Below are 16267 nucleotides of genomic sequence, written 5' to 3' on the forward strand. Positions count from 1 at the left end.
CCTCCTCAGTCGAGCGTCAGGAACCGCTGCACCAGCGAGGCCAGCAGCACCGCGAGCAGCGGCAGCGAGAACCAGAAACTGCCCTGGAGCCGGCGCAGCTGACGCACCCCCGGCCGGGTCGCGACCCGGACCAGCTCGCGTGCCGTCAGCAGCAGGATCAGCACCACGGCCGCGAGAGCGCCGATCACCGACCACGGCGTCCAGGTGACCCGCGGCCCGATCGGCCCCGGATCCGGCCGGGCCACCGCGCCCGCGGGCTGCCTGCGCAGCGCGTACAGGGTGACGTCGTCGTTGACCAGGACCTTCGTCAGCTCCTGCCGGTCGTCCAGGGCGCGGATCAGCCGGCTCTCCCAGGCCGCCGGGTAGCCGGCGTCCATCCGGAGATAGGTCGTCTGACCCCGGTTGACCATCAGATACGAGTTCGGGCCGGCGTCCCCCAGCGCCTTGACCAGCCCCGACACCAGGACCGGGTCGGCCGGCGCGAGCGTCGGCACGTAGTCGACCCGCTCCATGTCCTTCGCGCCCCACGGCAGCGCCGGGGTCACGTCGTCGACCGTGTCGTTGCTCAGCCACAGCAGCCGTACCGTCGGCCTGTCGTGGGCGTAGACGTAGTCCATGGCGGCGACCTCGCCGGGCCGCACCCGCTCGAAGGACTCGTTGCCCCAACGGGCCACCAGGAAGCCGCCCATGAGCAGCAGGCCCGCCAGCAGCGCGGCCACCGGGGCCAGGGCGCCCCGGTCCCTCGCACGCTCCTCGCCGGTGGCCCCGGTGCGCGGGAACAGGGCGAGACCCGCGAGCAGGGCCGCCCCCGGCAGCGCGAACATGAAGACGCGCAGCGCCATCTCGCCGCCGTACGACTGCATGCCGAAGCCCAGGAACGGGACGAAGGCCAGGACCAGCAGGGAACGCTCGCGGTACCGGTGCGAGCGGCGGCGCCACCAGCCCCAGACCGCGAACACCATCGTGCCGCCGGCCAGCAGGACCCGGACGTACAGGACCAGCTTGTGCGTCGAACTGCCGCCCTGGATACGGCCGGAGACGGACGTGGTGACATTGCTGCCGACCCCGCCGACCCCGCCGAACAGCTCGTCGAAGTGACCGGACCAGTACGGCTCGGCCATGAAGCCCAGCCAGGCCGCCGCCATCACCCCGAACAGCAGGGGCAGACCGCGCGGTTCGGACCTGCCGGTCAGCACCAGGGCCGCCAGCACGCCCAGCATCACGAACGGGGTGAGCTGGTGGGCCGGGACGGTCGCCGCGTACAGACCGATCAACACCATGAGCAGCACGGCCTGCTGGCGCCGGTTCGCCGGTTCGACCTCCGCCTCGCCGGGGCGGAACCTGGTCCAGATCACGTGCGGGGCGCGGAACCAGACCAGCAGGACCGCCACGAACATCAGGTAGAGCAGATAGGTGAAGCCCTGCGGGGAGAAGTAGTCCTGGCCGACCCAGCCGCACAGCACGAAGATCCAGATGCCGGTCCACTTCGCCCGCCAGCTCGCCCGCAGCGACCGTACGAGCAGGAACATCGGTGCCAGGTAGGCGAGTTGGATGAACGTCGGCCACCAGCGGATGACCTCGGTGAAGTCCGTGACCCCGCAGGCCCTGCCGATGAACGCGGCCGCCGCGAAGAAGCCCGGCCAGCTCCAGCGCGCGTCCAGGTCGGGCACGGCCGAACCGGTGCGGTCGATGTAGTCGATGAACCCGAGGTGCTGCCAGGCGGTCGGGAAGCGGGGTTCCGACTCGATCACGGCGGGCAGGGCGTGCAGCGAGACGACCGTCGCCAGCAGGGTGACGAGGAGCAGCGCCTTGTGCTCCCGGCGCAGCCACAGCAGCGCGGCGAACACCGTGACCAGCAGGGCCGCCCCGGCCAGCGTGGGCAGCGGCAGCACCGAGACCAGCCCGAGCCCGCCCGCCCGGTCCAGGTCGGAGTCGTCGAGCCGGGCCGCCGGCACCCAGTACAGGAGGAGGGCGGCGGCGAGCAGGCAGCCGAGGACGACGCCCGGACGGGTCGGTGCCGGCCGCTCCCGAAGCCGGAGCGGCGCCGCGGGCTCCTCCGGCGCCTCGGCCCGTGCCGGTGCCTTCCGGGCCGCGGCGGCTTCCCCGGACGGCGCGTCGGCCCCCGCCTCCCTCAGCAGCGAGGCCTCGGCCGGGCCGAGCGAGGCCTCCGCCCCCGGCTCGTGCTCCTCCACCGGCGGTCCCGGGTTCCGCGGCGGCCGCAGGGCCCGGGTGGGCCGGTCGTCCGGTCGTACGACGGACGTACCCGTGGGCGGGGTGCCCGGTCCCGGCCGTACGTCGGGCCGGCGCTCCACGTGGTCGAAGTCGACGTGGATGCCGAGGGCGAGGGTGTCGGAGTCCAGCGCCCAGGCCGGGCTCCGCCTGCGCGGTGCGGCGGCCGGCGGCACCTCGCGGGTCCCCAGGTCGGCGAGGTCGCCGTCCGGTGCCGCGTCCTCGGGGACCTCGGCCGAGGCCGCCCGGAGCGTGCGCCACAGTCTCGGCGCGGTGATCGTCACGATCACCGCGAGGCTGGAGATCTCGGCCACGCCCGCGCCGGTCAGCCCCATCCGGGGCAGGAGCAGCAGCGTCAGACCGAGCACCAGCACGCAGAGCAGGCCCTGCAGCCAGGCCAGTCCGGCGGTGCGGCTCTGCGCGCGCAGCACCGCGAAGTACGTCTCCATCACGACCCTGAGCAGCGCGCCGACCGCGAACCAGCGCAGCAGCGGGGTCGCCGCGGCCGCGTAGCCGGGACCGAACACGCCGAGGATCCAGGGCGCCCCGAAGAACAGCAGCGCGCAGAGGGGGATCATGATCCGGCCCATCCGCCTGAGCGCGGCCCGGGTGTTGGCGGCCAGGCGGGCCGGGTCGTGCGAGCCCTCCACGGTGAGCGAGGCGCCCATGTTGATGGCGAGCAGGTTGGTGGTGCCGCCGATGGTGGTGGTGATGTAGAAGTACGCGTTGTCCTCGGAGCTGACCTGCGCGGCGATGATCACCGGCACCAGGTAGACCACGGCGAGCGAGAACAGCGAGCCGGTGTAGTCGCCGGCCAGGAACCTGCCGATCTCCTTCAGCGTGGGCGGTCTCGCGTGGTCCGCGGTCGCCCTGATGTGCCGGGGCACCAGGCGCCGGAACACCAGCCAGCCCAGCGGCACGAACGAGGTGGCGATGGCCGCGACCCAGGAGACGAAGACTCCGGCCAGCGGGACCGCCGCCGCGAAGACGACCAGGAGCGCCAGCTTGACCGCGGAGAACACGGTGTTGCCGACGGGCACCCAGGGCGCGCTGCGCAGCCCGGTGAGCACCCCGTCCTGGAGCGTGAGCAGGTTCCAGGCGATCACCGCCCCGACGAACCCGAGCCCCGGCAGCGGCCCGTGCAGGAAGCGGTACGACGGTCCCCACACGCCCAGCGTCAGCAGGAAGACGCCGGCGGCCAGTGCCACGATCAGCGAACTGCCCGTGTAGGTGCGGAAGATGAGCCGTCCGGTGGCCTTGCCCGCCACCGGTATGAAGCGGGCCAGGGCGCCGGTCAGGGTCACCGCGGTCAGGCCCGCGAGCAGTTTCATGGCGGCGATCGCGGCGGAGCCCTGGCCGACCGCGGACTCGGAGTAGTAGCGGGCCGCGGCCAGCCAGAACCCGAGGCCGAGGACGGCGGAGATGCCGGTGTTGAGCATCAGCGCGTAGGCGTTGCGGAAGAGCGGGCTGCCGCCGGACGCACCGACGCGTCCGGGCAGGCGAAGACGGCGCCCCGACTGCTCGGGCGCCGACGTCTCGGGTGTCGCGGTCTCGGTCGTGGTGGTCGTGTCAGACACGGGAACGGCCGGCCTTCCGGCGGACCTGGCCTGCTCTGCGGAGGACCGCGTATCCCTTGGTGAGGGCACGGTCCCTGGCGAAGGCGCGGGCGATCGCACGGCCTTCGAGCAGCCGTGTGAACTCCTCGGCGTCCGTGTTGCGGCGTACGGTGACGCGTTGCAGCGCGAACGGACCCTGGCGGCGGCGGGCGAGGCCGTTGCCGACGGCGAGCGCCTGGGTGAACCCGGACTCCCGCACGGCCGTGCGGACCCGGCGGCTGGAGTAGCCGTACGGGTAGGCGAACGAGGCCGGGGCGGCGCCGAGTTCGTCGGTGACGATCTCCCGGCAGCGCACCAGCTCGGCCCGGAGCGGGTCGTCGGCGAGCTGGTCGAGCTGCGGATGCGTGTGGCTGTGGCCGCCGATCTCGCAGCCGGCGCCCGCGAGTTCACGCACCTGGTCCCAGTCGAGCATGGCGTCCAGGCCGCCCCCGGTGTCGTACGCGCCCCTGATCCAGCCCGTGGAGACGAACAGGGTGGACACGAAGCCGTGCTTGGCGAGGACGGGCAGGGCGTGCCGGTGCACGCCCTCGTATCCGTCGTCGAAGGTGATCAGGACGGGCCGGGCGGGCAGCGGGCCGCCGGAGCGCCAGGCCGCGGCCAGTTCGGCGGTGCCGACCGGGGTCAGGCCCAGGTCGCCGACGAGCGCCATCTGCTCGGCGAAGGCCTCCGGCGCCACCGACAGCACCCGGGTGGCGTCGTTCGGCGAGGTGGCCACCGAGTGGTACATGAGGATCGGTACCGGTGCCTCAGTCATCGAACGCCCCCTCGATCGCCGCGACGGAGAAGTCGGCCCCGCTCCGCCGTGCCCGTACGCTGCCCACCACATAGCCGCCGGCCGCCGTGAGCACCCCGGCGACGATGGCGCCCGCCCGGCCCGCGCCGCCCGGCCGGGCCAGCAGTGCGTCCCGCAGGCCACGAGCGACCCCGGCGGGCAGCACCCGTGTGGTGTACCGGCGTTCGGACTCCAGTCCCTTGCCGGCGCCCACACTGCGGGCGACCAGGGCCTTGGAGAGGCCCTCGGCGTAGGCGCGGGTGCGGAAGTAGCCGAAGTGCTCGCGGACCTTTGGCACCCGGTGGTGGATCACCGCGCGGTCGTCGATCAGCAGCACGGCGTCCGGGCGGGCCCGGGTGAGGCGGATGCACAGCTCCGTCTCCTCGCAGCCCAGCGGGCGCCTGTCGCCGTCGCGGCCGATGCCGGTGGCGAAGCCGCCCGCCGCGTCGAAGGCCGTGCGCCGGAAAGAAGCGTTTCCCCCGAGGACGTTCCTGACCCGGACGCGGCCGGCCGGCAACCCCCGGTAGGTGCAGCCGACGACCCAGTCGAACTCCTCCGGGAACCAGTCCGGGCGGCGGCCCGAGGCCCAGACGGGCATGGTCCGGCCGCCGACCGCCATCACCTCCGGGTCGGCGTACCCCTCGGCGAAGCGGCGCAGCCAGTCCCGTTCGGCGACGGCGTCGTCGTCGAGGAAGGCGATCACCTCGCCGTAGGAGGCGGCGATGCCCGTGTTGCGGCCGGCGGACAGGCCGCGGGGACCCGCGTTGGCGAGCACCCGCACCCCCGTGGCCTCCTTGTACTCCTTCGTGAGCCGTTCCAGGAGCGCCGGGTTGTGGTCGACGACCAGCAGGGTCTCCAGCGCCGGATACGACTGGGCGCGCACCGAGGAGACCGCCGCTAGGATGTCCTCCCAGCGGTCCTCGGTGTAGACGCAGATCACGACGGAGATGTCGGGACCGCTCAAGACGACTCTCCCCGGCCCGTGGTGAGCAGGGGGGAGTGCCGCACCCGCCGGCGCAGGTCACGCCGGTTGGAGCGCTCCTTGAGGATCACCTTGAGCACCCGCAGCCCGTCGCGGACGGCGCGCAGGTTGCTGGTGCCGTGGATGCGGAGGTACTCGTAACTGGGAATCTCCTGCACCTTCAGGCCCGCCTTGACGACCCGGATGTTGATCAGGGTCTCGATCTCGAAGCCGGTGCAGTCGAGGTCGATCTTGTCGAGGCAGTGCCGCCAGAACGCGTTGTATCCGTAGCAGAGGTCCGTGTAGCGGGCGCCGAACTTGCGGTTGACGACCGTGCACAGGGCCCAGTTGCCGAGCTTGCGGATGAAGGTCATGTCGTCCGTGCCGCCGCCGTTGGCGAAGCGCGAGCCCTTGGCGAAGTCGGCGCCCGAGACCAGGGCGGAGACGTACGACACGATCTCGTGGCCGTCGGCCGAGCCGTCCGCGTCCACCATGACGATGATGTCGCCGGTGCACGCCTCGAATCCGGTGATCAGGGCATCCCCCTTGCCCTTGCCACGTTGCTCGACGACTTTCACTCCGGGCCACAACTCCCGCGCGACTTCCACGGTGTTGTCGGTGGAATTGCCGTCGACAAGAACCACTTCGTGTATCCAGTCCGGAAGTGTCTTGAAGACGTAGGGTAGATTCTCCGCCTCATTCATGGCGGGGATCACCACGCTCACCGGCGGTGTGATCGCCAGGTGAGAGGAGATCGGCCGGTATTCGGCCGCCATTAAGGGATCTTGGCCCGATGTCGGCGGGCGCAGAACAGAACTCATGAGTCTTGTCCCTCTCGTCCGGTGGGCCGCCCGCCCCTGGGCGGCCCGGCTTGGTATCCGGTTCGAAAGGGGGGTTCTCACCCGTGGCACGGCGAACGGATCTCCGTACCCGTAGGTGAGCTGGCAAAGCTAACCGGGCCGCCGGAAAACGGCAGCCGGTCGCGCGGCACGACTCGGAGAACGACAACGCTCATACGTATTGCCGTCACCGAGCACGGCACCCCCCCTACCGCGCCCCGCACGGAACATCGCGGTCCTTGAGCCCTCCCCTTGAGCCGCGTAGTGACGATCCGATGCGGGTGAGATGTACGACGGTATTGACGATTGGGCCGGTATGGCAAGTCCTGGAAGTGGCCCTCACGTTTTTGTTGGTTTGGCCGTTACAGAACTTTGGCCGACCTTGTTCATTGCCTCGAACGGATTTTCCTGATCAGTTCGAGAATTCGCTCCACCGGTCGCATTCGCACCAGCAGAAGCAGCAGAAGACTGATCGCGGTCACCGCGACGATTCCGCCGCGCCACGACCAGCGGTGGGTGGCGAGCATGCCCTGCGCCACCAGCATGTCCAGCGCGACGGCGCCCGCGAGGGCGGTGAGCACGCGCGCGAACGGGTCGAACCCGCGCAGCGCCGACGCGATCGCCGCGGTCGGCGCGCCGAGCAGGAGGAACAGCGCGAACGGCCCGCGCAACGGCGAGCCGGAGTCGGTCAGGGCGAGCAGTGCGCCGGCCGCACCGACGGCCGTCGCGACTCCCGCGAGCAGCGGTCCCAGGTCCCTCCCCGGTCCTGGCCGCGCCCGTTCCTCCGCTGTTGATGATGTCTTGAGTCGTATCACCTGCATGGCCGACTTTGCCCCCCAAGGCGCCGGATGCCGGGTTTCAATGTCGCGCAGCCGAACGGGGGGCGTCAAGCGGGTCTCCGGACATGACCGTTCCCCGGAGACAAGGGGTGTCTCCGGGGAACAAGTCGCTCGTTTTCGGTCCGTACCGCTGATCGTTTACGACACGAGCCTCAGGAGCTTGTTCGGCGAGCCGGTGCCCACGCTGGTGAGCGCGTTGGACGTCGCCCCGTTGACCAGTGCCGTGGCGACCTGGGCCGGGGTGGCCGAGGTGTGGCCCGCGAGGTAGACCGCGGCGGCGCCGGCCACGTGCGGGGTCGCCATCGAGGTGCCGGACAGGGTGGCGGTGGCGGTGTCGCTGGTGTTGTAGCCGGCGACGATGGACGAGCCGGGCGCGAAGATGTCCAGCACCGAGCCGTAGTTGGAGTAGCTGGCCTTGGCGTCGGAGCTGGTGGTGGCGCCGACGGTGATCGCGGCCGCGACCCGGGCGGGCGAGTACGAGGAGGCGTTGGCGCTGCTGTTGCCGGCCGCGATCGCGTAGGTCACCCCACTGGCTATGGAGTTGGAGACCGCGGTGTCGAGCGAGGTGGAGGCCGAGCCGCCGAGCGACAGGTTGGCGACCGCCGGGGTGGTGTGGTTCGACGTCACCCAGTCGATGCCCGCGATCACGCCGGCGGTCGTGCCCGAGCCGCTGTTGTCCAGCACCCGCACCGCCACGATGTTCGCCTTCTTGGCCACGCCGTAGGTCGATCCGGCGATGGTCGTCGCCACGTGGGTGCCGTGGCCGTTGCCGTCGGAGGCGGTGGTGTCGCCGTCGACCGCGTCGTAGCCGTAGGAGGCGCGGCCGCTGATCTGGGTGTGGGTGATGCGGACGCCGGTGTCGATGACGTACACGGTCACGCCGCTGCCCGCGGTGTCCGGGTAGGTGTAGGTGCCGGACAGCGGGAGGCTCGCCTGGTCGATGCGGTCCAGGCCCCAGGGGGCGCTGGACTGGGTGGTGTCGGTGAGGCTGACCTTCTGGTCCTGCTCGACCGTGGCCACCGCGGGGTCGGCGGCGAGTCTGGCGGCCTCGCGCGCCGAGAGGGCGGCCGAGTAGCCGTTCAGCACCTTGCCGAAGGTCTTCCGGACCGTGCCGCCGTACGACTTGATCAGGCCCTTGCCCTCGGTGGAGGAGGCCTTGAAGCCGGCGCCGGACTTCAGGGTGACGAGGTAACTGCCCTTGACGGCCGTGGGGGAGCCGGCGTGCAGCACCTTGCCGGTGGCGGGTGCGGCCTGGGCGGGGAGCGCGGTGAGTCCGCCGACGAGGGCGGCTGCCGCCGCGGTGGTGACGGCGGCGAACCGCAGCTTCTGGGTACGCAGATGTGCCATTACGAGGGTTTCCTCCTCAAGGCGGCGCGCGTCCGGGTCCGGCGCGCGCGTGTGGGGATGTGCGCGCCGCTTCGCGCACACGGCCCGGGAGCGTCGCGTTCCGCTCCAGGGCCGAGTAAAGAATCGGTTTTCCGCGGGCAAAGGACAAGGGAGTTGACGTCCTGTCACAGGGTTGACATGGGCACGTAATTAAACGTGCCGGAAACGCACAGGATCGGTCTGGTTAGGACTGGTTGAGACCCTGAAAAGTTTTGGCATGAACACTTCCCGTCAACACGCGTAGTTGGTACGAAAGTTGTGGCAGAGATCCTGCTAAACGGAGGTTCCATGAGACGTTCCCGAATTACGGCATACGTGACTTCACTCCTCCTCGCCACCGGCCTCGCCCTCACCGGCGCCGCCGCGACGGACGCGCAGGCCGCGACCGGGGGCTACGTGGCGCTCGGCGACTCGTACTCCTCCGGCGTCGGCGCCGGCAGCTACATCAGCTCCAGCGGCAGCTGCGACCGCAGCACGAACGCCTACCCCTACCTGTGGAACGCCGCCCACAGCCCGTCCTCGTTCTCGTTCCTCGCCTGCTCGGGCGCCACCACCGCCGACGTGCTCTCCGGCCAGCTCGGCACGCTCAGCTCCTCGACCGCCCTGGTCTCCCTCACCATCGGCGGCAACGACGCCGGCTTCGCCGACGTCATGACGACCTGTGTGACCAGCTCCGACAGCACCTGCCTGTCCCGGATCAGCACCGCCGAGGCCTACGTCGACTCCACGCTCCCCGGCAAGCTCGACAACGTGTACGACGCGATCACCGCCAAGGCCCCCAACGCCAAGGTCGTGGTCCTCAGCTACCCCCGCTTCTACCAGCTGGGCACCACCTGCCTCGGCCTCTCCGCGACCAAGCGCTCCGCCATCAACGACGCCTCCGACTACATCGACGCCGCGATCGCCAAGCGCGTCGCCGACCACGGCTTCGTCTTCGCTGACGTGCGCAGCGCGTTCTCCAGCCACGAGATCTGCTCCGGCAGCTCCTGGCTGCACAGTGTCAACTGGCTGAACATCAGCGAGTCCTACCACCCCACCGCGGCCGGCCAGTCCGGCGGCTATCTGCCGGTGCTGACCAGCAACGCCTCCTGAACCTCACTGCGAGTCCGTGGGCGAAGGCGATGCGGAGGCCCCGCCGGTCGGGGTCTCCGTCGTCTGCGTGCAGGTGACCGAGAACGGCACGGAGTCCGACGTGGCCTTCACCGGACCGCTCACCTCGACGGCGATCGCGTCGTTCAGCGTGCCGCTGTCGGACCAGGTCGTCACGGTCACCCTGGTCTGCCGGGTCTTCCCGCCGCCGGCCGGGAAGGACAGCGTCTTCCAGCCCTGGTCCTGCAACTGCCCGTTCCTGAGCACCCACCGGTACCGCACGTCGGCCGGCACGCTCCCGACCGTGAACGTCGCCGTGAACGAGGGCGCCCGGGAGGTCGGCGGCGGACACGTCCCCGAGTAGTCCGTGCGCGACCCGGTCACGCTCACCCGCACGCTCTGCGCGGGCGCGCTGCTGCTCCGGGAGGCCGACGCGGAAGCGGACTTGGGGCTCTCGTCCTGGCTCGCCGCCGACGATTCGGGGCTGCCGGCCGTCCGGCTCGCGCCGGTGTCGTCACCGCCGCCGCCGTCGTTCCGGTCGAGCAGGATGTACGCCACCCCGCCCAGCAGGAGCGCGAGCACCACCAGGCCCACCGCCACGAGGACACCGGCGCCGCGGTTGCCGCCGCGGCCGGGTGCGGGCGGCAGGGCGTCCGCCGGGGTGGGGAACGGGGGCGTGGGGGAGTCGGGCCGGGGCCGGTGGGCGATCAGGGTCGGGGCCGGCGCCGGCACCACCACGGTGGCGGCCGTCGGGGACGTGCCTCCGGCCGCGACCAGCCGCAGGTCGTGCTCCGCCTGTGCGACGGGCAGCCGCGCGGCCGGGTCCTTGCGCAGCAGCCCCTCGATGACCGGGGCGAGCGGGCCCGCCCGGTACGGCGGCGGCAACTCCTCGTCCACCACGGCACGCAGGGTGCTCAGCGGGGTGTTCTGCCGGAACGGTGAGGCGCCCTCCACCGCGGTGTAGAGCAGCACGCCGAGGGACCACAGGTCGGACTCCGGGCCGAACGCCCGTCCGAGCGCCCGTTCCGGAGCCAGGTACTCGGGCGAGCCGATCACCTCGCCGGTCATGGTCAGCGCCGAACTGCCCTCGACGGTGGCGATCCCGAAGTCGGTGAGCACCACCCGGCCGTCGTTCGACAGCAGCACGTTGCCCGGCTTCACGTCCCGGTGCAGCACGCCCGCCTCGTGCGCGGCCCGCAGCGCGGAGAGCACCTCGGCGCCGATGCCGGCGGCCCGCTGCGGGGACATCGGCCCCTCCGCCTCCAGCACGTCCGCGAGGGACACGCCCCGGATCAACTCCATGACGACCCAGGGGCGTCCGCCCTCCATCGCCACGTCGTACACCGTCACCACGTTGCGGTTGGCGACCCGGGCCGCGGCCCACGCCTCGCGCTCCAGACGGGCGTACATCCGCTCGACGTCGGAACGGGGCAGGCCGGCCGGCGCGCGCACCTCCTTGACGGCGACCTCACGGCCCAGTACCTCGTCCCGGGCCCGCCACACGGTGCCCATGCCGCCCTCGCCCAGCGGGGACAGCAGTCGGTAGCGGCCTGCGATCACTCGCTCCTGGCCCGGCTCTTCGGTCACGGGTGCCCCCCACGGCAGCTCGCGCGAACTCGTCCCCAACGTAACTCAGAGCAGTGCGGACGCGGCCCCCTTGAGCACCAGTCCGGCTCCCAGGGCCACGACCACGAGCGCCGAGGCGAGCGGGGTGGTCCTGCGGACCAGGGTGGCCATGGGGTGGGCGGTCCAGCGCGGGCGCCTGTCCAGTACCCGGTTCATTCCCGTACCCAGCTTGACGACCGCGAATCCGGCGGCGGTCAACGTCAGGGCGAGGCCGACGCCGTAGGCGACGACGAGCAGCAGGCCGAACCAGGCCTGGCCGAGGGCGGCGGCGCCGACGAGCACGACGACGGCGGAGGGGCTGGGGACGAGGCCTCCGGCGAAACCGAGGAGGAGGGTGCCGCGGAGGGTGGGGGCGGTGGGGTGGGTGTGGGTGTGACCGCCGTGGGTGTGGGTGTGACCGCCGTGAGTGTGGTTGTGGCCGCCATGGGTGTGGCTGTGGTCGTCGGTATGCGTGTGGCCGTGGGTGTGGCCGCCGTGACCGGGGGCTGCGCCACCGGACCCCCCTTCGGCCCGAACGGCCTCGTCCTCGGACGCCGGACGGGCTGAGAGCGGTGCGGGCCGGCCTTCGTCCCCGGGTGTCGGGTGGGGTGTGGAGTGGCCTTCGTGGGCGTGGCCATGTGCTGCGACCAGAACCAGTTGCCGGCCCTTGTCGTGCGCGTGTTCGTGATCGTGTTCGTGTTCGTGGTGATGGGGGTGGGGGTGGGGGTGTCGGTGGGGTCTGCTGGGCCAGGCCCTGCGGGTCAGGTTGATGCCTGCCGCCAGGACCATGAGGCCGCTCGCGATGCCCAGCCAGGCGATCACCGAGGGGGTGGCGGCGGAGCCGGCGGTGACCAGGAGGCCGAGGGCGACCACGCCCAGGGTGTGGGTGACGGTGACGGACGCGGCGAGGGGGAGCACGTCGCGCAGACGGGCGCGGCCGCCGCGGGCCGCCGCGGTCGCCGCCATCAGGGTCTTGCCGTGGCCCGGGGCCAGCGCGTGCATCGCGCCGAGGGCGACGGCGATGAACAGGGCCAGCGTGGCGAAGCCGACGGTGAGGTGGTTGCGGGCGACCAGGTCGGTGAGGGCCTGGGTCCAGCGGTCGACGCCGCGGGGGAGGATCCCGGCGCCCGGGGTGTCCTGGCTCTCCTCGGCGAGGGCCGGTCCGCCCGGCCGTACGCGGACGGCCGCGGTGGTGACGTCGGCGGGGGAGGAGAGCAGGTCCTTGGGATAGCTGGTGAGTTCGTGGGAGACGGACGTCTTCGGCACGTCCGACTTCGCCAGCGTCATCCGGTCGCCGCGCGCCGTGATCTCCCGCCAGCCGGGGCCGGTGTCCGCGCCCGCGCTGTGGAAGGCGACGGTGGCCGCGGCGCCCTCGGGGAGCGGCGCGGTGAACCGGCACTCCACCCGCAGGGTGTTGAGGCCGGCCTGGCCCGGGCGGAGCTCGGCGTGGCTGGTCCGCACGGTCAGCGGGGTGGTACGGCCGTCGACCGTGAGCCTGCTGCCGTCGGCCGCCTCGGTGCAGCGCCGCTCGGCCCACGCGGCCCGGCCCAGCCGCTTCAGGTCGGGCTTGGCCTGGGTCGCGGGGATCTCGGCGAGGTCCTCGAAGTGGTCGACGCGCAGCTGCCCCGGGGCGGCGACCAGACCGTCGTACTTGTTGACGGTGAAGTTGCCGAGCGGATGCGCGCTCGCGGCCGTGGCGGGCAGGAGGGTGAGGCCGCAGGCCATGAGGAGGAGCACCGCGGCGCGGCGGCGGGGGTTCACTTGGTGGCCTCCAGCGCCTTGCGGGCCGCGCGGGCGCCCAGCGGGGAGAAACCGGGGTTCAGGTCGAGGGCCTTGGTGAGCGCGGCCCGGCCTGCCTTCGTGTCGCCGTCGGCCAGCTCGATCATGCCCAGGTGGTAGGAGAAGGACGCGTTGCGGAAGCCGGTGGCGACGGCCCGACGGGCGTACGGCAGCGCCTCCTCGTCCTTGCCGTTGACGTGCAGCGCCCAGGCCAGCGCGTCGGCCGTGTGCACGGTGTGCCGGCGGGCCCACTCGGCGCGGGCGGCGCGCAGCGCCTCCGCCTTGTCACCGTGGTCGGCGGCGGCGAGCGCGGTGTCGAGGTCGGCGTTGACGCCGTTGGCGCGGGCGAGCGCGATCCAGGCCTCGACGAGCGCGTACTGGTCGGCGGCCTTCTCCTTGTCGCCCTCGGCGCCCCGCTCCTCGTACAGCTCGCCCAGTTCGACCAGTGGCTGGGGCAGCGGGTAGCGGGAGACGACCAGTTCCATGCCCTTGATGGCGTCGGCGCGGTCGCCGCTCGCCGCCTGGGCGCGGGCCCGGCCCTCCAGCGCGGGGAGGTAGTTCTCGTCGGCGGCCAGTGCGCGGGCGTAGTAGGTGAGCGCGCTCTTGTAGTCGCCCTGGTTCCAGGCGAGCAGGCCGAGCTGGGCGGAGACGTAGGCGATGTCGCCCTTGGCGGTGGCCGTGGACAGCGCCTGCTCCAGCACGCGCCGCGCGGACTTCACGTCGCCCCGCAGCTCCCGTACGTACGCGTAACGGGTGAACACCGGTACGCCCGGCTTGCGTCGGTCGGCGAGGTCGGCGGCCTCGGACGCCTCGGCGTAGCGGCCGAGTTCGACCAGGGCGTCGATCCGGGAGGACAGGGCGCCCGCGTTGTAGGGGTTCTGCTTCAGGGCCCGGTCGGCGTAGGTGAGCGCCCGCGCGAACTCGTGCCGGGCGGCGGCGAGCGCGGCCTCGGCGGCGAGCGCCTGGTCGTTGTCCGGGGTGATCCGCAGCGCGCGCTCCAGGGCCTTGGCGGCCTGCGGGTAGCGGGACGGGTCGCCCTTGGTGCGCGCCTGCTCGACATAGGCGAGGCCCAGGGTGGCCCAGCTGTCGGAGTCCTTCGGCTGGGCCTTGAGGTGGGTCTGGAGAGAGGCGATGGCCGAGTCGAGGTCCCCGCTCGCCAGTAGCGCCGGTGACACGTCGCTGGACGTGGCCACCGGTGCCGCGCCGCTGTCCCGGGCGGCTCCGACGGCGATCGCCCCGCCGGTGAGGGCGATGGCCAGCAGGACGGCTGAACCGGCGAGTTGGGCCCGCCGCCAGTTCCGGCCCGCGGCGGCGAACCGCCGGAGCGCGGTGACGCGTTCGTCGTCCTCGGTGTCGGCGGGCTGCTTGTCGTTCGTACCCGGGGCCATGCCCTCTCCTAGTGGCTGTCGCATGGGGCGGCGCGGCCCGCTGCCGTGGGGGATTGGGTGGGAGCGGGCCGCGCCAGTCTGTGATGTGTGGGGGGAGGGGGCAGCGTTCTAGTAGGGCCGCTGCATCCGTCGCCGCCACCGGCCGAAGACCGTGCCGAGCACCAGCACACCGGCCGCGCCCGCGGCCGCCGACCCGGCGATCAGCATCGTGTTGTTCGTGCCGGAGCCGGACAGGGCGTCACCCAGCGCGCTCTTCGTGCTGCTCCCGGCGGACGTGCCCTTGGCGAGGGCGCCGCGCGAACCGGCCGTCGGCTCGGCCACGTACGGGAAGTACTTCTCGAAGGTCTTGTCGTTCTTGTCGACCGCGTCGCCCAGGTCGTTCTTGGAACCGACCAGTTCGCCCTCCACGACCTGGAGCGCCTCGTCGATCACGTCGTCGGTGAGCCGGCGGCCGTTCGGGAAGCCCGCGTTGTCACCGTCCAGGACGCCGAGCCGCTTCGGCTTGGCGGTCGGCTTGATGGACGTGTTCAGGCGCAGCATCTCCGAAGGAGTCACGTACGAGACCTGGTTGAGGCCCTTGACGCCCTTGAGGAACACGTCGACCAGGTCGTCGCGCGGTTCCTTCGGCGCCTTGATGTTGTAGATCTGCTCGATGAGCTTGGGCAGTTCGGGGTTGGTGACGTTCTTCAGGAACTGCGCGTCGTCCTTGGGCTGGGACGCGTTGAACTTGTCCTTGTCCTTCTGCGGGTTGACGACCTCGTTGACCAGCGGGTTGCCGAGGCGCGAGACCTGCGTGAAGTAGCCCTGCGCGTTCTTGCGCTGGGTCGTCGCGTAGATGCCGACGATCGGCTGCTTCGACGACTCCTGGATCAGGTCGTTGGGCACCTGGAGGGCGATCGTGTTGACGTTGTAGCCCTTGAGGGTGTCCCGGCCGACCTCGCTCAGGTTGCCGCCGTACAGCAGGTCGAAGACGCGCAGGTCGGCGAAGAACGGGTCGTCGGCCTGGCCGGCGAAGGTCGCGCCGCCGCCGGCCGTCTTGTAGATGGCCTGGGAGCGCAGCTTCGCGTAGTCCGGCATGGACGCCTTGCCGACGTTCGACGGAGCGACCGGGATGTCGTCGGCGATCTTCGTCCGGTACTGCTCCTTCCCCTTCTTCAGCTTGATGAGGTCGACGTCGTACGACTGCGTGACGTTCAGGTCCGGGTCGGTCAGGTTGTTGACCACCCCCGTGTTGTAGAGGAACGTCTTCTTGTTCTTGATCTGGGTGTCGAAGGTGTAGCGGAAGATCAGGTCGTCCTTCGCGTCACCGTCGTTGTCTATGTGGATGTCGTACTGGGCGTCGTCGGCGAACTGGTAGAAGTTCGGGCCGCCGGCCGGGTCCTCGAAGGGGATGTAGTCCGACACGATCGTCGTGGTGTCGGGCTTGTCCGGGCTGACGAACGCGTACAGGTCCGTGTTGTCGTACTGCGGAGTGCCCGAGATGAGCGGGGCCTCCCGGTGGGAGGAGGCGGAGGCCGCCCCCGGTTCCAGCACGGCGACGCTGGCGGCTGTGATTCCGCCGGTCGCCAGTGCCCCGCAGATGAGCGTGACAAGGCCCTTGCGCCCCATACCGCTCCTGGAGATTAGAGGTGTCATGCCGTCCGTCCCTCGGTCCCAACTTGCTTGACGGACGGGTATACGGAGCGGGGCGGCCGTTTGGATTGGTCGAAAGAAAAAAATCTTTTCTTCCTGCTCGACCCGCGTTTTTGCCTTCCGCATACGTAC

Annotated in this window: 11 protein-coding genes; 1 reads left to right on the forward strand and 10 read right to left on the reverse strand. The window is 71.4% G+C overall.

Annotated elements, in window-relative coordinates:
- Window positions 1-5: 5 nt before the first annotated feature.
- The 6 genes from ACZ619_RS10955 to ACZ619_RS10980 form a co-directional block, all read right to left on the reverse strand.
- Complete coding sequence (locus ACZ619_RS10955) at window positions 6-3806, reverse strand: lipopolysaccharide biosynthesis protein (protein ID WP_469596917.1); 3801 nt, start codon at window positions 3804-3806, stop codon at window positions 6-8.
- A complete protein-coding gene (locus tag ACZ619_RS10960) occupies window positions 3799-4599 on the reverse strand; it encodes a polysaccharide deacetylase family protein (protein ID WP_469596920.1) in 801 nt (266 codons plus the stop codon). The genes ACZ619_RS10955 and ACZ619_RS10960 overlap by 8 nt, the downstream gene beginning before the upstream one ends.
- Window positions 4592-5581: a glycosyltransferase family 2 protein gene (locus ACZ619_RS10965; protein ID WP_469596922.1), complete on the reverse strand. Its 990-nt coding sequence runs from the start codon at window positions 5579-5581 to the stop codon at window positions 4592-4594. Before ACZ619_RS10965 ends, ACZ619_RS10960 begins: the two co-directional genes overlap by 8 nt.
- Window positions 5578-6399, reverse strand: a complete 822-nt coding sequence (locus ACZ619_RS10970) for a glycosyltransferase family 2 protein (RefSeq protein ID WP_469596924.1) — start codon at window positions 6397-6399, stop codon at window positions 5578-5580. The genes ACZ619_RS10965 and ACZ619_RS10970 overlap by 4 nt, the downstream gene beginning before the upstream one ends.
- Window positions 6400-6803: 404 nt before the next feature.
- The gene (locus ACZ619_RS10975; RefSeq protein WP_469596927.1) at window positions 6804-7238 is read right to left on the reverse strand and encodes a hypothetical protein; all 435 of its coding nucleotides are present in this window, start codon (window positions 7236-7238) and stop codon (window positions 6804-6806) included.
- A 156-nt stretch (window positions 7239-7394) separates the two neighbouring features.
- Window positions 7395-8603 carry a S8 family peptidase gene (locus tag ACZ619_RS10980; RefSeq protein WP_469596929.1) on the reverse strand — a complete coding sequence of 403 codons (1209 nt, stop codon included), beginning with the start codon at window positions 8601-8603 and terminating at the stop codon, window positions 7395-7397.
- A 327-nt stretch (window positions 8604-8930) separates the two neighbouring features.
- Between ACZ619_RS10980 and ACZ619_RS10985 the strand changes: the two genes are divergently transcribed.
- Window positions 8931-9734: an SGNH/GDSL hydrolase family protein gene (locus ACZ619_RS10985; protein WP_469596932.1), complete on the forward strand. Its 804-nt coding sequence runs from the start codon at window positions 8931-8933 to the stop codon at window positions 9732-9734.
- Between the two features lie 3 nt (window positions 9735-9737).
- On the opposite strand, the gene ACZ619_RS10990 is transcribed toward ACZ619_RS10985, so the two are convergent.
- The 4 genes from ACZ619_RS10990 to ACZ619_RS11005 all read right to left on the reverse strand — a co-directional run bounded on the left by ACZ619_RS10990 (window position 9738) and on the right by ACZ619_RS11005 (window position 16138).
- Window positions 9738-11318 carry a serine/threonine-protein kinase gene (locus ACZ619_RS10990; protein ID WP_469596935.1) on the reverse strand — a complete coding sequence of 527 codons (1581 nt, stop codon included), beginning with the start codon at window positions 11316-11318 and terminating at the stop codon, window positions 9738-9740.
- Between the two features lie 45 nt (window positions 11319-11363).
- Entirely contained in the window at window positions 11364-13097 is a 1734-nt protein-coding gene (locus tag ACZ619_RS10995; RefSeq protein WP_469596938.1) for an urease accessory protein UreH domain-containing protein, read from the reverse strand.
- Window positions 13094-14503, reverse strand: a complete 1410-nt coding sequence (locus ACZ619_RS11000; protein WP_469596941.1) for a tetratricopeptide repeat protein — start codon at window positions 14501-14503, stop codon at window positions 13094-13096. Before ACZ619_RS11000 ends, ACZ619_RS10995 begins: the two co-directional genes overlap by 4 nt.
- Before the next feature lie 108 nt (window positions 14504-14611).
- Window positions 14612-16138 (reverse strand): DUF4331 domain-containing protein, encoded by a 1527-nt coding sequence (locus tag ACZ619_RS11005; RefSeq protein WP_469596944.1) that lies wholly within the window; start codon window positions 16136-16138, stop codon window positions 14612-14614.
- Between the last annotated feature and the right edge of the window lie 129 nt (window positions 16139-16267).

The organism is Streptomyces sp. NPDC104367 (assembly GCF_055583825.1).